The sequence below is a fragment of the Pseudomonas sp. P1_C12 genome, from assembly GCF_056406435.1.
This window is the reverse complement of the sequence record NZ_JBFUAE010000006.1, coordinates 298,935-318,502: the sequence shown is the minus strand read 5'-3', so window position 1 is coordinate 318,502 and position 19,568 is coordinate 298,935. Positions and strand designations below refer to the sequence as shown.

At 62.0% G+C, this 19,568-nt stretch carries 16 protein-coding genes; 4 read left to right on the top strand and 12 right to left on the bottom strand.

What is annotated here, in order from left to right:
- From AC1D19_RS13720 to AC1D19_RS13705, 4 genes are all read right to left on the bottom strand, one after another.
- Nucleotides 1-1,236, bottom strand: a complete 1,236-nt coding sequence (locus tag AC1D19_RS13720; protein WP_477763529.1) for a c-type cytochrome — start codon at nucleotides 1,234-1,236, stop codon at nucleotides 1-3.
- A gap of 2 nt (nucleotides 1,237-1,238) precedes the next feature.
- A complete protein-coding gene (locus AC1D19_RS13715; protein WP_007982256.1) occupies nucleotides 1,239-1,778 on the bottom strand; it encodes a (2Fe-2S)-binding protein in 540 nt (179 codons plus the stop codon).
- Nucleotides 1,771-4,602 (bottom strand): xanthine dehydrogenase family protein molybdopterin-binding subunit, encoded by a 2,832-nt coding sequence (locus tag AC1D19_RS13710; protein WP_477763528.1) that lies wholly within the window; start codon nucleotides 4,600-4,602, stop codon nucleotides 1,771-1,773. Before AC1D19_RS13710 ends, AC1D19_RS13715 begins: the two co-directional genes overlap by 8 nt.
- Before the next feature lie 176 nt (nucleotides 4,603-4,778).
- The gene (locus AC1D19_RS13705; RefSeq protein ID WP_477763527.1) at nucleotides 4,779-5,720 is read right to left on the bottom strand and encodes a LysR family transcriptional regulator; all 942 of its coding nucleotides are present in this window, start codon (nucleotides 5,718-5,720) and stop codon (nucleotides 4,779-4,781) included.
- A gap of 125 nt (nucleotides 5,721-5,845) precedes the next feature.
- Between AC1D19_RS13705 and AC1D19_RS13700 the strand changes: the two genes are divergently transcribed.
- Genes AC1D19_RS13700 through aldA form a run of 4 tightly spaced genes read left to right on the top strand, consistent with a single transcriptional unit; the run spans nucleotide 5,846 to nucleotide 10,610 of the window.
- Complete coding sequence (locus AC1D19_RS13700) at nucleotides 5,846-7,141, top strand: MFS transporter (protein ID WP_150727122.1); 1,296 nt, start codon at nucleotides 5,846-5,848, stop codon at nucleotides 7,139-7,141.
- A gap of 16 nt (nucleotides 7,142-7,157) precedes the next feature.
- Nucleotides 7,158-8,342 carry an L-rhamnonate dehydratase gene (rhmD, locus tag AC1D19_RS13695; RefSeq protein ID WP_477763526.1) on the top strand — a complete coding sequence of 395 codons (1,185 nt, stop codon included), beginning with the start codon at nucleotides 7,158-7,160 and terminating at the stop codon, nucleotides 8,340-8,342.
- A gap of 14 nt (nucleotides 8,343-8,356) precedes the next feature.
- Nucleotides 8,357-9,157, top strand: coding sequence for an aldolase/citrate lyase family protein (locus AC1D19_RS13690; protein WP_477763525.1), 801 nt, complete (start codon nucleotides 8,357-8,359; stop codon nucleotides 9,155-9,157).
- A 19-nt stretch (nucleotides 9,158-9,176) separates the two neighbouring features.
- Nucleotides 9,177-10,610, top strand: coding sequence for an aldehyde dehydrogenase (aldA, locus tag AC1D19_RS13685; RefSeq protein WP_477763524.1), 1,434 nt, complete (start codon nucleotides 9,177-9,179; stop codon nucleotides 10,608-10,610).
- Nucleotides 10,611-10,684: 74 nt separating this feature from the next.
- On the opposite strand, the gene AC1D19_RS13680 is transcribed toward aldA, so the two are convergent.
- From AC1D19_RS13680 to AC1D19_RS13645, 8 genes are all read right to left on the bottom strand, one after another.
- A complete protein-coding gene (locus AC1D19_RS13680; RefSeq protein ID WP_477763523.1) occupies nucleotides 10,685-11,467 on the bottom strand; it encodes an IucA/IucC family C-terminal-domain containing protein in 783 nt (260 codons plus the stop codon).
- Nucleotides 11,464-12,255: an ABC transporter ATP-binding protein gene (locus AC1D19_RS13675; RefSeq protein ID WP_477763522.1), complete on the bottom strand. Its 792-nt coding sequence runs from the start codon at nucleotides 12,253-12,255 to the stop codon at nucleotides 11,464-11,466. The genes AC1D19_RS13680 and AC1D19_RS13675 overlap by 4 nt, the downstream gene beginning before the upstream one ends.
- A gap of 12 nt (nucleotides 12,256-12,267) precedes the next feature.
- Nucleotides 12,268-13,299: a FecCD family ABC transporter permease gene (locus tag AC1D19_RS13670; RefSeq protein ID WP_477763521.1), complete on the bottom strand. Its 1,032-nt coding sequence runs from the start codon at nucleotides 13,297-13,299 to the stop codon at nucleotides 12,268-12,270.
- Complete coding sequence (locus tag AC1D19_RS13665) at nucleotides 13,292-14,281, bottom strand: FecCD family ABC transporter permease (RefSeq protein WP_477763520.1); 990 nt, start codon at nucleotides 14,279-14,281, stop codon at nucleotides 13,292-13,294. Before AC1D19_RS13665 ends, AC1D19_RS13670 begins: the two co-directional genes overlap by 8 nt.
- Complete coding sequence (locus tag AC1D19_RS13660; protein WP_477763519.1) at nucleotides 14,281-15,222, bottom strand: ABC transporter substrate-binding protein; 942 nt, start codon at nucleotides 15,220-15,222, stop codon at nucleotides 14,281-14,283. Before AC1D19_RS13660 ends, AC1D19_RS13665 begins: the two co-directional genes overlap by 1 nt.
- A gap of 78 nt (nucleotides 15,223-15,300) precedes the next feature.
- Nucleotides 15,301-17,724 (bottom strand): TonB-dependent receptor, encoded by a 2,424-nt coding sequence (locus AC1D19_RS13655; protein WP_477763518.1) that lies wholly within the window; start codon nucleotides 17,722-17,724, stop codon nucleotides 15,301-15,303.
- Between the two features lie 67 nt (nucleotides 17,725-17,791).
- On the bottom strand, nucleotides 17,792-18,742 hold the full coding sequence (locus AC1D19_RS13650; protein ID WP_477763517.1) for a FecR domain-containing protein: 951 nt from the start codon (nucleotides 18,740-18,742) through the stop codon (nucleotides 17,792-17,794).
- The gene (locus AC1D19_RS13645) at nucleotides 18,739-19,248 is read right to left on the bottom strand and encodes a sigma-70 family RNA polymerase sigma factor (protein ID WP_477763516.1); all 510 of its coding nucleotides are present in this window, start codon (nucleotides 19,246-19,248) and stop codon (nucleotides 18,739-18,741) included. Before AC1D19_RS13645 ends, AC1D19_RS13650 begins: the two co-directional genes overlap by 4 nt.
- Nucleotides 19,249-19,568 lie beyond the last annotated feature (320 nt).

Genomic DNA, 19,568 nt, shown 5'->3' with positions numbered 1-19,568 from the left:
TCAGTGGGCCTTGTGCTCGAGCGGCGCATCGGCCCGCAGCTTCTGCACGTCGTTCACCGCCAGATCATTCGGCTGACCGCCCCAGCCCTGACGCAGGTAGTTCAGCAGATCCGTGAGTTGCTCGTCGCTCAATTTCCCGGCGAACCCTGGCATCGGTTGCATGTGTTCGAACCCGGAGAACTTCTGCTCACCGATACCGTCGTCGATCACCCGCACCAGGTTGCGCGGGTCTTCCAGGCGCAGCGTGGTGTTGCCGCGCATGGCCACGGCGATGTGCGGCTTGCCCTCGCCGCCCGGCGCATGGCAACCGGCGCAGACATTCAAATATTCCTGACGGCCGCGCCGGGCACTTGGGCTCAGCTTGTCCAACGGCACTTCGGTGAGCATTCTCGCCGCCGGCGGCTGATCGCCGAGCAGGAAGGTCGCCATCGCCGCCAGATCCGGATCGCTGAGGCCTTGGGTGCTGTTGTGGAACACCGGGAACATCTCGTTGAACATCGTGCCCTGGGCACTCATGCCGTGCTTGAGGAACGAGCTCAGGTCCTGATGATTCCAGCCACGGGCCGCCAGGTCAGTGGCCAGCAGGCTCGGCGCCAGATAACCATTGAGAATGCCGCCGGTCATGCGCTTGTCCATCTGCATCGCACCAGGCAAGCCGCGCGGCGTATGGCATTCACCACAGTGACCCAGCACGTCGACCATGTACTGGCCACGCTTCCAGGCTTCGCTCTTGCCTTCGGCAGGCTCCAGCTTCACGTCCTTGCCGTACATCATGTTCCAGCCCATCAGGCCCAGGCGCACATTGAACGGGAAGCTCAGGCTGGTGACCGGCGCGGCGCGCTCGATCGGTTCGACGGTTTTCAGGTAGGCATGAATCGCGTCGGAATCTGCGCGCGGAATCAGGTGATACGAAGTGTACGGCATCGCCGGATACAGGTTGGCGCCATCACGGCGCTTGCCTGCGGTCAGCGCGGCGAAGAACTCGTCATCGTTGTACAAGCCGATGCCGTGCTCTTTGCTCGGGGTGATGTTGGTCCCGTAGATCGTGCCGAACGGCGAAACGATCGGCAGGCCGCCCGCGTACGGCGCACCACCCGGCGCAGTGTGGCAGGCCATGCAGTCGGCGGCGCGGGCGAGGTACTCGCCTTGCTTGACCTGCGTATCATCCGCGTGAGCTGCCACCACAGGCGCAGCCAGACCAACCGCCAACGCCAGGCGGCCAAGTAGAAGCTTCATGCTTAACCCTCCTTGACCAGGCCGAGATCGGTCAACACGTTGCGGGTGGCGCTGTAGTAGCGCACATACCCGGTGCAACGGCAGATGTGATGACCGAGGCTGTCCTCGATGACTTTTTCCAGCTGGCTTTTGACGATGGGCTGACGCTGCAGCTTTTCCACCAGCACGGTCGCGGCATTCACGAAGCCTGGCGCGCAGTAGCTGCACTGGAAGGCGAATTCGTCGACGAAACGCTGCTGGATCGGGTTCAGTTCGGTGACCTTGCCCTGCTCGTCGCGGGTCGCATGGCCCTCGATGGTCCGAACTTTCTTGCCTTCGAAATAGTGTGCGCCAGTGATGCAGGTGCGCACTTCTTCGCTGGTGCCGTCGGGGTTGTCGACGATCACCACGCAGGCGTGGCAGATGCCCTGGCCGCAGCCAAGGCGCGAACCGGTGAGGTTCTTGTATTCGTGCAGGTAGTCGATCATCGGCAGGTCATCAGGGATGTCCACCGGGCCGACGGATTGACCGTTGAGGGTCAGTTGAAGCGGACGGTTAGCCATTGAGGGCCTCCTTGATGCGTGCAGAAGTGATAGGCAGGTCGCGGACACGTTTACCGATGGCATGGGCCACGGCGTTGCCGATGGCGCCGACCACCGGGATCATCACCACCTCGGCGATGCCCTTGGACGGGTCGCTCGGCGAGAGTGGCGGTAGGATGTCCGCCGTCTGTTTCCACACCGCGACGTGACGCGCCATTGGCAGGCGGTAACGGTTGAAGTTCCAGTCACCCTCCCCCGGACCACCTTCGTACAACGGCATTTCCTCCATCAGCGCGTGGCCGATGCCCATGGCGATCCCGCCTTCGAGCTGGCCCCTGACCAGTTCTTCCACCAGCACCCGACCGCACTCGACCCACGAGTGATGGTTGAGTACCGACACTTCGTTCGAACCCTTGTTGACCTTCACTTCCACCAGCGTCGCCACCGGGCTGTAGTAAGTCACCGCCGCGTTGTTCAACTGGGTTGCCGGGTAGGCGATGTTCTGCCGATCCAGCAGATGGAAACCGGCGCTGTTCATCTGCGCCTTCTTCGCCTTCGGTGCACCGTCGCCGTACTTCACGGCCAGGCCATCGAGCGGCAAGCGCTCACGTACGCCGTCGATGCTGAACTCGGCCTCGGCCCAGCTCCAGCGGTTGAAACCGTGCACGGTGGCGCCGCTTACCAGGCCACGCTCGTGAACGCGTTTGGCGAGCATGGCGAATGGCAGTGGCTCCATGCCGTTGGCCGTGAGCTTGCCGTCGACCCAATGGGCGTCTTCGCGGCGCACCACGTAAGGGTTGGCCTGGCCGCCATAAGGACCTTGACGCCAGATCTCCAGCGCCGCCGGCCACAGGCCGTGGTTGAACAGCACACGCGCCGCTTCACGGGTGGCGTGGCTGAAGTAGTACGCCGAGTTGGTGGCCGACGAAGCCGAAGCGACCTTGCCGACCCAGCGTGGATTGCGCAGGAAATTGTCCTGCTCGGCCTGGCTCATGATGTACGGGTTGCCGCCACTGATCAGCTGCAACTCTTTCCATTCGGTTTCGCCAGTCTTCACTTCGTGCGCCGGGACACCGAGGAAATCGGCCACGACCATGGCCTGGGAGGTGGACATGCCGGTGCCGATTTCGATACCGATGTGGCGCAGGCTGATGCGACCTTCGGCGGTGAATTCAATGCTGGCCATCGGCGCTTCGGAACCGGTGCCGAAGTCTTTCTGGCAGATGGCGAAACCGACGCCGTACCAGTTGTCCGGATCGGCGGCTTCGCGTTGTTTCTTGATCGCGTCGCGGTTTTTCCAGGTGTCGTGGACGGCCGCCTTGTCGAGAATCTCGTGCAGGCGCAAGGCACCGGCCGGGATCGCGCCCTGGGTGTTTTTCATGCCCGAGCGCAATGCGTTCTTGCGGCGCAGCTCAATGGCATCGACACCGAGGCGACCGGCGATTTCATCGACCATCATCTCGGTCGCCGCCATGCTTTGCAGGGTGCCATAGCCACGCATCGACCCGGCTTCAACGGCGCGGGAGTGATAGGCCGTGACCTGCAGATCGTTCTGCGGCATGTAGTAGATCGATTGTGCTGCCGTGGCGCCTACCGCCGCCACCGACGGGCTGTAGTTGATTCGCCCGCCACCGTCGACGCTCATCTCGGAGCGGAAAATCTTGAAGCTGTGGTCGGTCTTGTCCACCGCCAATTGATAGCGAATGTCGAACGGGTGCCGTTTGATGCCGCTCTGGAACTGCTCGTAGCGATCGTTGGCCAGGCGCACCGGTACACCAGCGCCGTACAACGCTGCGAGAGCTGCGTAGTAGACGAAAATATTGTGGTCTTTGGAGCCGTAACCGACGGTGTAACCCGGGTGCATGTTCAGGTTGACCAGGCCGAAACGCGACGGCGCGATCATCTTCGCCGTTTCGGTCGCTGCCTCCAGCGGACACTGGGTGGCAACGACGAAATGCAGGGTCTTGGTCGCCGGGTCGTACCAGCCGTTGCCGTTGTCCGGCTCCAGGGCGGCCGGCTCGATCGACGGGGTCTTGTAGCGCTCGTCGAACACCAGCCAGTTGTCCGGCGGCGTATCGATCTGCTGCTTCATGCGCTCGGCGTAGAACAACCCGCGCTCGGTCAGGTTGCCGTGCAGGTTCGGCTGGGCATTCCACACTGGACGGCGATTGCGCAGCATCGGGAACAGGATCGAATCCTTGAGGCTGGCGAACTCATCTTCGTCCGCCGAGGTCGCACCGCCGACGCGTACGTAGCGGAAGCTGCCGTAAGGATCGCCTTCGTAGAACGGCGCTATATCGCCGTAGCGGATTGCCTTGTCATTGAATTTGAGTTGGTTCTTGGCCTGACGGAAGCGCTCGAAATCGTTCCAGATCAGGATCGCCACCGGGTGCCCGATGAACATCGGCACCTTGCCGGCCGGCAACAGCGGATCCGGGGCGTGCTCCTCAGGGAACACGATACCGTCCTTGACCAGGTCTTCGGCAGTGACGATGCGGTCCGGTTGCAACTCGGCACCGAGCCACGACAGGTCGATGCCTGCAAAGATGTGGTCGGCCTTGATGGTTTTCAGCAGCATGGCGTGGCCTTGCTGCTGCGGCCAGCCCGGCATGTCCTTGGCGCGGATGTCGCGGGCAAAGACCTTGCTGCCGCAGACTTTGGACAAGGCATCGTTACGGGCGCGCGCCTTGCCATTGTTGCCGAGCCACTGCTCGGACGGCACGGTCACGCTGTTTTCCATCAAGGCGGCCAGCGCCTGGCTGCTCAATGGCGTGAGCGTCACGCTCACACCCGCTACCAGCCCGCCCTGAAGGAACGAGCGCCGGGATATATCACGGTTGGACATGGATCATCCTCTGGGCGGTTATGGGGTCCGCCCTTCTGGTTATGTTCTGGAAATCTCGAGTCTTGCAGAAGCCCTTTTCGACGATGCAAAGGGCTGTTGTTGACAGTGCAAAGCTGACCGAAAGGTTAAGTTTATAGGCTTATGCCTTCGCGGAAAACCAAAAACTGACCAAGAAATCAAAAAACCGCGACTTTTCGACGCAGCAGATCGATGAACAACCCCAACTCCCGACTGATGTGCTCGCCCTTGCGCAACAACAGCCCGAAGGGTGCCATTTGCACATCCAGTTCCACCGGCAGCGCCACCACCAGTCCCATTTTAAGATAGTCACGCAATGCGGTTTCCGACAGCACCATGATCGCGTCGGTCAGCTGAATCAGTTGCTGCATGGAGTACACCGAACTGCATTCGATGATGTCTGCCGGCAACGGCAACGCCAGGCGCTGCAAAGCCTGATCCAGACCGATGCGCGCCGGACTGGTTTCCGGTTGCAGGATCCACGGCCACCCGTTGACCAACTCTGCCATGTCCAGTTTTTTGCGCCGGGCCAGCGGGTGGCCGGCGTGCACCACCACCAGCAAGCGTTCGTTACCCAATTGCTCGAAGACGTAATGCTCACTGTCGGTGGCGGCATTGCGCCGGGCGATGGCGAGGTCAATACGGCCCTGCTCCAGCAACTGGATCACCTGGTCGCTGGTGTCGCCCATGATGCGAATCCGCAGCTGCGGATTGAGCGACTTGATTTCGGCAATCGAATCCATGACCAGACCCGGCGCCGCGCCCATGATGGTACCGATCGACAGATAGCCGTAGCCGCCCTGCTGCCGCGCCATCAGGTCCTCGGCACAACGGTCGAGGCCACTGATGGCCGACTCGGCAAAGCGAATCAGCTCCTGACCCAGCGCTGTCGGGCGCATCCCCCGCGGCAGGCGCTCGAACAGATCGCAGCCGAACATGTCTTCAATCTCATGGAGCATGCGGGTTGCCGCCGGTTGCGACATGTTCAGGCTTTGCGAAGCGCGGTGCAGGTTCTGGCTGCTGCTGAGCGTCACCAGCATGTGCAGATGCTTGTAGCGCAGGCGATTGAGCAGGCTGCGGGAGATGGTCGGCGTGGTCATGGCGGGCCTTTTTTATCGATACCCTAAAGGTATCAGTTGTGAGCTAGATTCGATTTGTAACGCATCGATCTGCAGCCGTACAGTCTTCCCCATAAGAACAAATGCCCTACCAAAGGAAAACTGCGATGAAGACTCTACCCGCGCCTCTGCTCGCCAAAATTTCCTGGCGGCTACTGCCGTTTCTCCTGCTGATGTACATCATGGCCTTCCTCGACCGCGCCAACGTCGGGTTCGCCAAGCAAGCTTTCCAGGCCGACACCAACATCAGTGATGCCGCCTTCGCCTTCGGTGCCGGCGTGTTCTTCGCTGGTTACGCACTGCTCGAAGTGCCAAGCAATCTGATCCTGCATCGCGTCGGCGCCCGCCTGTGGATGTGCCGGATCATGGTCACCTGGGGTCTGGTCTCCGCCGCCATGGTCTTCGCCCACACTGAAACCAGCTTCTACATCCTGCGCTTTCTGCTGGGCGTGGCCGAAGCCGGGTTCTTCCCCGGCGTGATCCTTTACCTCACCTACTGGTTCCCCAGCGCCGTGCGCGGCAAGGCCATGGGTTTCTTCTACTTCGGTGCGCCGCTGGCGTTCATCTTCGGCAGCCCGTTGTCTGGCTTGTTGCTGGAGCTGGACGGCTTTGCCGGTTTCCACGGCTGGCAGTGGCTGTTTGCCGTTGAAGGCCTGATGGCGACGGCGGTGGGCATCTGGGCCTACTGGTACCTGGACAACCGGCCGGCCGACGCCAAGTGGCTGACCGTCGAGGAACGCCAGCAAGTGCAGAGCCTGCTCGATCAGGAAGACAGCCATAAACAGAACCACGGCCGCAGCCTGCTCAACGTGATCTGCCAACCCTCGGTGCTGTACCTGTGCCTGATCTACCTGCTGATCCAGGCCAGCGTCTACGGCGTGGTGTTTTATCTGCCGAGCCAGGTTGGCGGACTGCTGGGCACCAAGGTCGGGCTGATGGTCGGCCTGGTGACGGCGATCCCGTGGATCTGTGCATTGATCGCCGCCTACCTGATTCCCGGCTACAGCGACCGCACCGGCGAACGCCGCCGCACCGCGTGCCTGACCCTGTTGATGGCTGCTGCCGGCATCGCCTGCTCGGTGACCTTCAGCAACCCGCTGCTGGGGATCATAGCCCTGTGCTTTGCCGCCTCCGGCTTCATCGCCGTGCAACCGGTGTTCTGGACCTTCCCCTCCAGCTACCTCGCCGGCAGCGCCGCCGCGGCCGGGATCGCCCTGATCAACTCGTTCGGCGCCCTCGGCGGCTTCATCGCCCCGGTGCTGAAGAACTGGGCCGAAGGCGCCTTCCATTCACCGGCAGCAGGCTTGTACGTGCTGGCCGCTACCACCGTCATCGCCGCGTTGTTGGTGCTGGGCATACGCGCGCCCGGCCATAAAGCCTCGAACAAACCGGCCACCGTTTAACCTGAGGAGTCACACCATGGGCATTCCAACCATCAAACACGTCCGCGCTTTCACTCTGCGAGGCGGCGGCGCGGATTATCACGACCAGGCCGACGGCCACTGGATCGACGATCACATTGCCACGCCGATGAGCAAATACCCCGAGTACCGCCAGAGCCGCCGCACCTTCGGCATCAACGTACTCGGCACCCTGGTGGTGGAAATCGAAGCCAGCGACGGCACCATCGGCTTTGCCGTGACCACTGGCGGCGAGCCGGCCGCCTACATTGTCGAGAAGCACCTGGCGCGCTTCCTTGAAGGGGCGAAAGTCACCGACATCGAAAAAATCTGGGACCAGATGTACCAGTCGACCCTGTATTACGGGCGCAAGGGCATCGTCATCAACACCATCTCCGGCGTCGACCTGGCATTGTGGGACTTGCTCGGCAAGATCCGCCAGGAGCCCGTACATCAGCTCCTCGGCGGTGCGGTGCGCGACGAATTGCAGTTCTACGCCACTGGCGCCCGTCCGGACCTGGCGCAGAAAATGGGCTTCATCGGCGGCAAGATGCCGCTGCACCACGGTCCGGCCGAAGGCGAGGAAGGTCTGCGCAAGAACCTCGAAGAACTGGCGACCATGCGCGAACGCGTCGGCCCGGACTTCTGGCTGATGCTCGATTGCTGGATGAGTCTGGACCTCAACTACGCCACCAAACTGGCGGTTGGCGCCCACGAATACGGCTTGAAATGGATCGAAGAAGCCCTGCCGCCGGACGATTACTGGGGTTACGCGGCCCTACGCAACAACGTGCCCAAGGGCATGCTGGTGACCACCGGCGAACATGAAGCCACGCGCTGGGGCTTCCGCATGCTCCTGGAAATGGGTTGCTGCGACATCATCCAGCCGGATGTCGGCTGGTGCGGCGGGATCACTGAACTGGTGAAGATCTCGGCCCTGGCCGACGCCCACAACGCGCTGGTCATCCCCCACGGCTCTTCGGTTTACAGCTACCACTTCGTCGCTACCCGGCATAACAGCCCCTTCGCCGAGTTCCTGATGATGGCGCCGAAGGCTGACGAAGTAGTGCCGATGTTCCACCCGCAATTACTCGGCGAACCGGTGCCGGTCAATGGCCGCATGCGCCTGTCCGCGCTCGACCAGCCAGGTTTTGGCGTGACCCTCAACCCGGAATGCCAACTGCATCGGCCGTATAACCGCTGAGAAAGGAGTTCGACATGAACATGCCGCACAACGCGTTCAAGGCCGCGCTGAACAGCTTAGCGCCCCAATATGGCATCTGGGCCGGGTTCGCCACCGGCTACGCCGCCGAGATCGTCGCCACCACCGGTTACGACTGGATGCTGATCGATGGCGAGCACGCGCCCAACACCGTGCCCGGCGTACTTGCTCAGTTGCAGGCCGTGGCGCCTTATTTGACTGCGCCAGTGGTGCGCGCGGTGAATGGTGATGCCAACCTGATCAAGCAACTGCTGGATATCGGTGCACAGACGCTGATGATCCCGATGGTCGAAACCGCCGAGCAGGCACAGGCACTGGTGCGCGCCATGCGCTACCCGCCCCACGGCATTCGCGGGGTCGGCGGCGGCCTGACCCGTGCCACCCGCTGGGACGGCGTGCCCGATTACCTGAATACCGCCCATGAACAACTGTGCCTGATCGTGCAGGTGGAATCGCGCACCGGCGTGGAAAACGTCGCAGCGATTGCCGCCGTCGAGGGCGTGGATGCGGTGTTTATCGGGCCGGCGGATTTGTCGATCGGCCTGGGTCATGCCGGCAACCCCGGCCATCCGGAAGTCCAGGAGCGGATTCAACACGCCGTGAACGCCACGCTGGTGGCCGGCAAGGCCTGCGGCATCCTCGCCCCCAACGAAGAAGACGCCCGCCGCTACCAGCGCTGGGGCTGCCAGTTCATTGCCGTGGCCATCGACATCAGCCTGCTGCGCCAAGGCGCCATGGCCACCCTCGCCCGCTACCGCGAACCCGCTACCACTCAAGCGCCGTCACGCACTTACTGATCTGCCAAGGAGTCGCACCATGTCATCCGTGCCTGTTTACGAAAACTTCATCGACGGCCAGTTCGTGCCCAGCGCTGCCCACCTCGATGTGATCAACCCGGCCACCGGCGCCGTGCTGTCGAAAGTCCCGGCCTCGACCGCCGAGGACGTCGAGCGCGCCCTCGCTGCCGCCCGTGCAGCGCAGAAAGACTGGGCGCGCAAACCGGCGAATGACCGCGCCGGCTACTTGCGCCGGATCGCCGCCAAACTGCGGGAAAACGTCGCGCACCTGGCGCGCACCATCACCCTGGAACAAGGCAAGATCAGCGCTCTGGCGGAAGTCGAAGTCAATTTCACCGCCGACTACCTTGATTACATGGCCGAATGGGCCCGGCGCATCGAAGGCGAGATCATCACCAGTGACCGCCAGAACGAAAACATCTTCCTGTTCCGCAAACCGTTGGGCGTGGTGGCCGGGATCCTGCCATGGAATTTCCCGTTCTTCCTGATCGCCCGCAAGATGGCCCCGGCCCTGCTGACCGGCAACAGCATCGTCATCAAGCCCAGCGAAGAAACCCCGAACAACTGCTTCGAATTCGCCCGACTTGTGGCCGAAACCGACCTGCCGCCCGGCGTGTTCAACGTGGTCTGTGGCGATGGGAAGGTCGGCGCTGTCCTGAGCTCGCACAAGGGCGTGGACATGATCAGTTTCACCGGCAGCGTCGACACCGGCTCGCGGATCATGGCCGCCGCCGCGCCAAACATCACCAAGCTCAATCTGGAACTGGGCGGCAAGGCGCCGGCCATTGTGCTGGCGGATGCAGACCTCGACCTGGCCGTGAGGGCGATCCGCGATTCGCGCATCATCAACAGCGGGCAGGTGTGCAACTGTGCCGAGCGGGTGTATGTCGAGCGCAAGGTGGCGGATCAGTTCATCGAACGCATCGCGGCAGCAATGAGCGCGACCCGCTATGGCGACCCGATTGCCCAGCCCGACGTGGAGATGGGTCCGCTGATCAACCGCCAGGGGCTGGACAGCGTCAACCGCAAAGTCCGCACCGCATTGAGCCAGGGTGCAAGCCTGATCAGTGGCGGGCAGATGGCCGACCTGCCGAATGGCTTCCACTTCCAGCCCACCGTTTTGGCCGGATGCCGCGCGGACATGGAGATCATGCGCGAAGAGATTTTCGGGCCGGTGCTGCCGATCCAGATAATCGATGACCTGGACGAAGCCATCGCCCTGGCCAACGACTGCGACTATGGCCTGACATCGTCGATCTACACCCGCGACCTGAGCAAAACCCTGCAGGCGATGCGCGAGCTGGATTTTGGCGAAACCTACGTCAATCGCGAGAACTTCGAAGCGATGCAGGGTTTCCACGCTGGCGTGCGCAAGTCCGGCATCGGTGGCGCGGATGGCAAGCATGGGCTGTACGAATACACCCATACCCACGCGGTCTATCTGCAAGGCTGAGCCACGCCCTTTCTGTGAAGGGCACGCGCCTATGCCATCGCTCAGGCGCCTGCCCCCCCCCTGAAATGCACATCTCATCGGCATTTCCCCGGGCGTAGCAACGGGCAAGTCGAACAGTATTCAGCAGGCTCGGTGGCCAGGTAGTAGAAGCAGCAAGTTCGGCGAAAGCGAATGCTGCGCTGACCTTCGTCCACCAGCGTCGGCGGTCGGCGGAAATGACTCAGCGGGTTGTAATCGAGACCGAACAGCGCAGGCTCGGCTTGTGTCAGCAGCCAATTGAAATCCGCTTCACAGCGCTCGCGCACTGACGGATCTTCGATTTTCGCCATACGTTTTTCATACAGCGAATACACGCGCACGGCGGTGTTTTCCCAGAGAATGCGCCGGGAAACACCGCTGACCCGGTTGAAGGTTTGCCATAACGGTTTCAGTAATCCAGCGAACAGTCCCTGCACCAGGGCTTCCCTCCAGGCCTCGCGCTCATTGCGGCCATAGGTCAGCGGCTGACCGTGATGCAGCGGCATCGAAGACGTCCACAACCCATCATCGTGTCCGTATTCAATCACCGTGTTGTCGAGCGTCAGCAATAGCCCTTTGTCATACACCGACATCGCATACAAACAGGCGCCGGTCGCCAGAAACGACAAGCGCTTGCCCAGCAGCGAGGCCGTGATCGCCCGGGTCGGCGAGCCGATCACCGGGCCCAGGGTGTCCAGCAGTTGCTCGCACACGTCCTCCTGCAACAAGTCCCGGGCCATCAGTGAACGCAACGGGTCGCGTTCGGTGCCGTCCCTGAGCCGCAAGCCACCCGAGAGTACCGCCCACTCCGTTGTCGTGAAATGACAGGCCAGATTCATTGCGGCAACTCCCGGCCGAACGGAATGCACAGTGGCGTTGCGAAGAACGGATCGGGAATGATCCGGCAATTGAGGTCGAACACGGTCTTGACCAGGGTCTCGGTCAACACCTCGTCAGGCCGCCCCTGGGCAAAGGCCGTCCGGTTGTGCACCGCAACCATGTGGTCGGCGTAACGACAGGCCAGGTTGAGGTCGTGCAGCACCATGATGATGGTCTTGTTCTCGAGCCGGTTGAGGTCGCGCAGCAGGTCCAGCACCTCGATCTGGTGCGCCAGATCGAGAAAGGTGGTGGGTTCATCAAGCAGCACGATACCGGTGTCCTGGGCCAGGGTCATGGCGATCCACGCACGCTGGCGTTGCCCGCCGGACAACGCGTCCACCGGTCGGTCCGCCAGGGCCTGCAGACTGGTTTGCGCCAGCGCGCGGTTGACCATGGCTTCGTCTTGCGCCGACCACTGTTGCATCCAGCTCTGATACGGATAACGCCCCAGCGCCACCAACTGCCTGACGGTGATGCCCTCCGGCGCGCTGGGGGTCTGAGGCAAAATGGCCAACTCCCGGGCCACGGCGGCCGTGGACTTTTGCTGGATATCCACACCGTTGAGAATCACCGAGCCCTGCTGCGGTTTGAGCAGTCGGGCGAAGGATTTGAGCAAGGTGCTTTTGCCGCAGCCGTTGCTGCCAATCAGTACCGAAATCTTGCCCTGGGGCAGTTGCATGTCCAGCGCGTCAATAATCACCTGGCGCTGATAACTCAGGGTCAGGCCGCGACTTGCAATCGACGTCATACGTTGAATTCCTCAATGACGCTGTTTGATCAACAAATAGAGAAAAAAGGGTGTGCCCAGCACGGCGACAAAAATCCCGGCCGGAAGATCAAGCGGCAAAAACAGGACACGCCCGGCGAGGTCGGCCAGCACCACGAGATTCGCCCCGACCAACGTCGCCATCAGCGCCTGACCAGCGAAACCCGGGGCCACCAGACGCTTGGCAATGTGCGGCGCAATCAGCCCGACAAACGCTATCGCCCCACCCCAGGCAATCGCCGCACCGGCCAATGCCACGCTCACCAACAACAAACCGGCGCGCAGCCACTGCACGCGAACGCCGATGCCCTGGGCCAGAGAGTCATCCAGCTGTTGCACCATCACCTGCCGGGCCAGCAGCACCAGCAACGGGCAAATACCCAACAACCAGCCACCCAGCGCCAGCGGTTCCGGCCAACTGGCGCCGTACACGCTGCCGGTCAGCCAGACATAAGCCGACAGGGTCGTGGTCAGCGGACTGAAGACCAGAATAAAGGTGGTCGCGGCGGTCAACATCGCGCTGATGCCGACCCCGATCAACACCAGGCGCAGCGGTGAGGCCCCCTGTTTCCAGGCCAGCAGATAGATCGCCAATGCCGCCAGCCCCGCGCCGGACATCGCCGCCAGCGGCAGATACTGTTGGCCCAGAGCGACGGAGAAAAACGACAAATACAGCACCGCCGCCGCACTGGCGCCGCTGGTGATACCCAGCAAGTCAGGTGACGCCAGCGGGTTGCGGATGATGCTTTGCAGAATCAGCCCCGACACCGACAACGCCGCCCCCACCAGCGCCGCCAGCAGCATGCGCGGAAAGCGCAGTTGCTCGACGATGAACGTCAGGCTGGCGTCCTGGCTAGACAGCAAAATGCGCAGCACCTGCAGCGGCGACAGCATGACTTTGCCCAACGACAGCGAGGCGAGCATGATCAGCGCAGTCACCATCAGGGCCGCCAGCAACCGCCACAGCGTGGCGACGTTGATCCGCCGGGAAAACCTGCTGCGGCGCCAGGTCAGGACCTTATCCATAACGACCTCCACGCCGCGCCAGCAGAATGAAAAACGGTGCGCCGAACAACGCTGTCATCACGCCCACCGGCACCTCCTGCGGCAGGATCAACACCCGCGACAAGGTATCGGCCAGCAGCAGGACAATCGCGCCGAGCAGCGCACTCCCCGGCAGCAACCAGCGATGATCGATGGACAAGCCCTTGCGCACCATGTGCGGCACCAGCAAGCCGATAAAGCCGATGCTGCCGGCCAATGCCACGGCACTGCCCGCCAGACAGACCACCAGCACGCTCATCAGCAGCCGGATCAAACCGGTGCGCTGCCCCAGGCCGGTGGCGATCTCCTCGCCGGCGTTAAGCACGTTGACCTGCCCCGCCAGCAACATCGCGCCGAACAGCCCGAGTACGCCACAGATCAGCATTGGCGCGGCGACCGACAGGCTGCGCTCGGTCAACGAGCCCGCCAGCCAGAACAACACCGTGTCCAGCCCATCCTGATTGACCACCAGCAACGCCTGGCTGAACGCGGAGAACAACGCCGCCATCGCCGCACCCGCGAGCACAATGCGCAACGGGCTGAGACTGCCCTGTACCATGTTGCCGATCAGCCACACCAGGCTGCCAGCCACGGCCGCGCCGATGAACGCGCACCACAACCAGGCATCCGGGGATGACAGGGAAAACAATGAGGAACACAGGATGATAAAAAAAGTCGCACCGGCATTGATCCCGAACAAACCGGGGGACGCCAGCGGATTGCGCGTCAGCGCCTGCATCAAGGCCCCCGCCACTGCCAGGCTCGCGCCCACGGCCATAGCCATCAAGGTGCGCGACAGGCGTGTGGTGGTCACCAGCACATGACTGACGCTCAGCGGGTCGGGATGCACGAACGCTGCAGCAATTTGCGACAAGGGAATCCAGGTCGCTCCGACCGCCAGGCTCAGCACGCCGCTGAGCAGCAACACGACCCCGGCACAGCACACTTTCAAACCATTGCTCATCAGGTCGCATCCGCCGTGACCAGCCGCGCAACATCATCGAGCATGAGGTTCGCCCCGAGCATCCCGCCCGACAGGCTCCAGGCCACCCCGTCGACCCGCCACACCTGCCCCTGTTGCGGCGCACGCATTTGCTGCCACAGCGGATGCCGCACCAGGCTTTCATAATTTCGCTGCACCGCCGGTTTCTCCGCGCGCAAGAAGACAAAGAAAATGTCGGCATTGACCACCGCCAGACTCTCCTTGCTGGTGAGTTTGATCGATACCCCGCTCGCCGCCCGACTGGCCTCACTCCAGCCGAACCCCAGTTCGCTGATCACCGAACCTGGAAAACTGGCCGGCAAGTAACTGCGGATATGGTCTTCACGGACATCCAGAATCGACACCGTGGGTGGCCAGCGCCCGGCAAACCTGTGCTGCAGTTGCTGGCGCAGTTGTGCCGTGCGCAGTTGCCAGCGGGCCAACACTTCGTCGGCCCGCTGCTGGCGGTACAAGGCCAGGCCCATCAACGCCAGGGTCTTTTTGAATTCGAACACCTCCTCCTGCATCAGCACCGGGGCGATCTGCTTGAGCAAGGGTGCGATGCGCTCATGGCGAAAGCGCGAGGCGATGATCACGTCCGGCTTGAGCAGCGCGATGTCCTCAAGGCTCGGCTGGGTTTCCAGACCGACATGGGGCACCGCCTCCAGCGTCGAGCGCAGATAACGATAGGTGGGTTTTTCACTCCAGGAATCGACGATGCCGCAGGGTGTGATGCCCAACGCCACGGCGCTGTCCGTGGCGCCCTGAAACAGAGTGATCACCCGCAGCGGCGCGGCGTCGGCCTGAGCCCAGGCCGACGGAGTAAACCTGAGTGCAAGCATGCCCAGGGACAGGCGCAGCAGCGTGCGCCTGGAGGGCGTGTTGACCTGTTCGTTCTTGAGCGGGTTAGTGAGACTGGGCATGCTCTTGTCCTCTGCAATCGATGCATGACACAACTCGGCAGCGCCCTTCCCTGTGGCGCAACGCACGGTTGAATCGATTCAGAAGTCGACGGTCGCCGAAAGGAGGTAGGTTCGTGGAGTCGCAAGCGTCAATCCTGGCTCGCTGTCATCCGAGGCCCCGGCAGAACTCCAGTAGCGCTTATCGGCCACGTTCTCGACATTGGCCCGCAGGGTGATGTTCTTTTCTTCGACCTTGAAGGCGTAGCGCGCGCCCACGTCGACACGCGTCCAGGCATCGATTTCCTTGTTATTGGACTGGTCCAGATACTGCGAGCTGGAATAGATGCCGCGGCTGGTCAGGGTCAGGCCTTGCACGCTCGGCACGTCCCACTCGGCGCCCAGGTTGACGTTGTATTCCGGCGTGGCAGGCGCGCGGTTGCCGTCAAAGGTGCCGTTGGTGGTGTTGGTCAACTCGCTGTCGATATACATGACGCCGCCGAGCAGGCGGAAACCTTTGAGCGGCTCACCGAACACACTGACTTCCACACCCTTGTTTTCGCGTTTGCCGTTCGGGCCGAAAACCCGCGTCGTGGCGTTGGTTTCATAGGCAGGCTGCTTGATCCGGAACACTGCGGTGGTGATGGCGAACGCACCCGCATCATATTTGGCACCGACCTCGACCTGCCGACTGATGAACGGAGGGAAGATTTCGTCCTCGTTCACCGAGGTCGACGGCGCGATCTTGCCCTGGCTCAGGCCCTCCATGTAGTTGGCATACAACGAGAGCTTATCGGTGGCCTTGAACAGGATGCCGCCCGACGGCGAAACCTTTTCCTCATCGTAGGCCGTGTCGCCTTTGACATTATCCGTCCAGTCGTCAACCTGCACTCGCTGCCAGCGAGCGCCGAGGGTCAGCAGCACCCGGTCATCGAAGAAACCCAATGTGTCGGACAACGCCACGCTGCTGAAGCGGTTCTCGGTATACACCTTCGAATCGAGTCGCGTGGGATTGCTGGGTGTCGGTGTTTCCACGGGGTTGTAGATGTTGCTCGGGGCGGAGGCATAACGGGCGCCGCCATTTTCGAAGTCCATGTAGAAATAGCTGGCAGCCAGGTTGACCTCATGGCTTACCGAACCGGTATGAAACCAGTTGCGCACCCCGGCATTGGCCGTGCGGACATTTTCGTCACGGGTGAAGTCACGTGGCAGAACGCTGAAGTTACCCGCGTCGTTGGTGACCGCTACGGCGTGCCGGAGGAAGTCATGATTACTTTTACGCGCGCCCGCACCGGCGTACACCATGACGGAATCGCTGACATCGTACTCACCGGTCACCGTACCGAAGGTGTCCTTGGTCCGCGCCTTGCTCCACGGCTGCGCATAGTTGTGGCGAACATCGCTGGCGTGCGGAACCTGAGCGTTGGCGCCCACCTGCACGCGCTCCTGCGGGGCGTCGGTGTCACGCTCGTTATGTCCGACGTCGGTCGAGAGCCGCAGACGTTCACCGCTAAAATCCAGGCCCAGCACAGCCATCTCGCGGTCAACACTCTGGTGATCCCATTCGGTGTCGCCGGACTGCTTCACGCCGTTGAAACGAACACCGAACATGTCCCCCTCACCAAAGCGCCGACCGATGTCCACGGCCCCGCCGACCTGGCTGTCGGAAGCATAGTTGCCGGTAAACGAAGTAATCGGCACGTCGGTGGCGCGCTTGGGCACCACGTTGATCCCGCCACCCACGCTGCCCCGTGGCGAGATGCCATTGATGAGCTGGCTCGGGCCTTTGAGGATGTCGACGCGGTCGGCCATCTCCATGTCAATCGTGTAGGTCGGCAGGATGCCGTAGAGACCGTTGTAGGAGACATCACTGTTGAACAGGCTGAGTCCGCGAATGGTGAACTGCTCATACCGCCCACCCGCCGGGTTGGTGGCGCGAACCGAAGGATCGCTGGCGACGAGGTCGCCCAAGGTACGAGCCTGCAGGTTTTTCACCAACTCACTGGTGTAGGTGGTCTCGCTGAACGGCGTCTCCATGAAGTCTTTCGAGCCCAGCAAGCCTTGAGACCCACGGCGTGCGACCTGCCCGCCGGCATACGGATCACCGTGCGCCGTGTCCGCCGTCGCGTAAATAGAGGTAGCCCCCAATTGCAGGCCGCTGCCTGTTGGCACCGGGGTCAGCATGTACGCCTGTTCGCCCACCGGCTGCAGTTGCAGACCGGAACCCTGTAGCAGCAGGGCGAAGCCCTCCTCCACCGCGAAGTCGCCGGAAAGACCGGGGCTGGTGCGCCCGCTCACCAGTGCCGGGTCCACTGACAGATTGACCCCGGCCAGCCCGGCGAAACGGGTCAGCGCAGCGTCGAGGCTACCGGCTGGCACCTGATAGCTGCGGCGCGGCGCGTCTTCGGCCCAACTGGCAGTGATGAACAACGGACAGGCACTCAGGCTCAACAACAGACTCAAGTGCAACAACGGGCGCAACCTGGATGGAGCCGGACGCATACTGCTAGACATCACTGCGGGCATTGTGAATCTCTCTGATTTCGTTTCACTTGCCTTGAATGACCAGCGAGACGAAAAAAGGGGACACGCTTTAAACACTATTTTTGCGCGGTACCAGCGTTACCCAGTAACGCGTACGCGAATGCACTTCCAGTGGCAGGCTGGCCGCCAACAGGGCCAGAACGCGATCGGTGTCTTCAAGGCGGAAACTGCCGGTGATGCGCAACGATTCCAGCTCGGGGTCCCATCGCAAAACGCCCGGACGATAGGTGCTGAGTTCGCGCAGAAAATCCCCCAAGGGCTGGTTCTGCGCCATCAGCACACCGTCACGCCAGCCCGGGGCCAGCACGTCGAATGGCTCCACGGCACCGGCGCCCGTCGCTTGAAGACTGACCTGCTGGCCGCCGCGCAGCGAAATGACCGGCCCGCGCAGAGGCTGCAACTGCACCGCGCCTTTAAGCACTGACACCTTGCAACCCGCCTGCCCCTGACGAACACACACTTCGCCCTGACTGAAGACCACTTGCCCGAAACGCGTGACAATCGTCAGCGGCGAGACCCCGGGCACATTCAGTGCCATTTCGCCTTCCACGAGTGTCAGACGCCGGCTCTTCAAATCGATGTCGACGGCACTGGCCGTATTCAGTTGCAGAGAGCTGCCATCGGCCAACCGGACTTTTTTGCTTTCCCCAGTGGCGGTCCGCAGGTCGGCACTCCAGACATCCAGAGGCAACTGTCGACTGACCAGCCAGGCGGTCGGCAGCAAAGCCACCGCCCCGACGGCGCGTTTGAGCACCGTACGTCGACTGGCTTGTGGCCGGTCCAGACTGGCCATGGCAAGGGACGATGGCAGGTCGGCAAAGCGTTGGCGCAAGAGTTGCGCTTTCTGCCAGGCCTGCTCGTGACTGGAATGACTATCGCGCCAGTTTTGCAACTGCGCCCGGTCCTGCTCATTAGCGCAGCCGGATTCCATGAGGGCCAGCCACTGCGCGGCGGCCCGCACGACTTGCCGGGCCTGGGCCGAAGGTGCCGAACCGTTCACATGTCCACCAACAGGCAATGTTCGTAGGCTTGAGCCATGTAGCGCTTGATCGTGCGTTCCGACACTTGCAGACGCTCGGCAATCTCTTGATAGCCCAGGCCTTCCAGCTGACTCCAGAGAAACGCTCGTCGCACCAAGTTCGGCAATCCATCGAGCAACTCGTCCAGGGCTTGCAGGGTTTCCAGCAGGATCCAGCGTTGCTCGGGGGACGGCACGCAGTCCTCTGGCAGCAACGCCAATGCATCGAGATACGCTTGCTCCAGGCTGCGGCGCTTGTAGAAGTTGGCCAGCAGCCGTTTGCCAACTGTCGCCAGGTAGGCGCGAGGCTCTTGCAGGTCGGCGATGCGCTGAGAGCTGGCGAGCAAACGAACGAAGGTATCCTGGCTCAGATCCGCTGCGTCGCTGCCATTGCTCATGCGTCGTCTCAACCATCCTTCGAGCCAGCCCCGATGGTCGCGGTACAGGTCGTGGAAGGTTTGCTCCGGCGGCAACGCTGCATCATTCATCTAAAGAAACCCTGCGCGAAGAAATATTATAAATGCGACTCATTCTAATTAGTGTTGAGAGGTCAAACCAAGTCCTTTGTGCGAATTGCACCCGGTAAATGCTTGAATTATTTAATGACAGGCAGGAATTTCGGCTGCGCAGGCGCCGGTTTATCAAGGCTGCGGGTTACCGAGGGGAATTTTCAAGAGACATCGGAATTCACTGGCCATCCGCGCTTGGTTGGCAGATGCGAAACGGTGAGGGTCGGGAGGAGGGAGAAAAAGCCAAATTACAGACACAAAAAACCCCGGTCTTTCGACCAGGGTCTTTGCTATCGACT

Coding starts and splice junctions, on each gene's coding strand:
- AC1D19_RS13720 (WP_477763529.1), bottom strand. CDS start 1,236: ATGAAGCTTCTACTTGGCCGCCTGGCGTTGGCGGTTGGTCTGGCTGCG.
- AC1D19_RS13715 (WP_007982256.1), bottom strand. CDS start 1,778: ATGGCTAACCGTCCGCTTCAACTGACCCTCAACGGTCAATCCGTCGGC.
- AC1D19_RS13710 (WP_477763528.1), bottom strand. CDS start 4,602: ATGTCCAACCGTGATATATCCCGGCGCTCGTTCCTTCAGGGCGGGCTG.
- AC1D19_RS13705 (WP_477763527.1), bottom strand. CDS start 5,720: ATGACCACGCCGACCATCTCCCGCAGCCTGCTCAATCGCCTGCGCTAC.
- AC1D19_RS13700 (WP_150727122.1), top strand. CDS start 5,846: ATGAAGACTCTACCCGCGCCTCTGCTCGCCAAAATTTCCTGGCGGCTA.
- rhmD (WP_477763526.1), top strand. CDS start 7,158: ATGGGCATTCCAACCATCAAACACGTCCGCGCTTTCACTCTGCGAGGC.
- AC1D19_RS13690 (WP_477763525.1), top strand. CDS start 8,357: ATGAACATGCCGCACAACGCGTTCAAGGCCGCGCTGAACAGCTTAGCG.
- aldA (WP_477763524.1), top strand. CDS start 9,177: ATGTCATCCGTGCCTGTTTACGAAAACTTCATCGACGGCCAGTTCGTG.
- AC1D19_RS13680 (WP_477763523.1), bottom strand. CDS start 11,467: ATGAATCTGGCCTGTCATTTCACGACAACGGAGTGGGCGGTACTCTCG.
- AC1D19_RS13675 (WP_477763522.1), bottom strand. CDS start 12,255: ATGACGTCGATTGCAAGTCGCGGCCTGACCCTGAGTTATCAGCGCCAG.
- AC1D19_RS13670 (WP_477763521.1), bottom strand. CDS start 13,299: ATGGATAAGGTCCTGACCTGGCGCCGCAGCAGGTTTTCCCGGCGGATC.
- AC1D19_RS13665 (WP_477763520.1), bottom strand. CDS start 14,281: ATGAGCAATGGTTTGAAAGTGTGCTGTGCCGGGGTCGTGTTGCTGCTC.
- AC1D19_RS13660 (WP_477763519.1), bottom strand. CDS start 15,222: ATGCCCAGTCTCACTAACCCGCTCAAGAACGAACAGGTCAACACGCCC.
- AC1D19_RS13655 (WP_477763518.1), bottom strand. CDS start 17,724: ATGCCCGCAGTGATGTCTAGCAGTATGCGTCCGGCTCCATCCAGGTTG.
- AC1D19_RS13645 (WP_477763516.1), bottom strand. CDS start 19,248: ATGAATGATGCAGCGTTGCCGCCGGAGCAAACCTTCCACGACCTGTAC.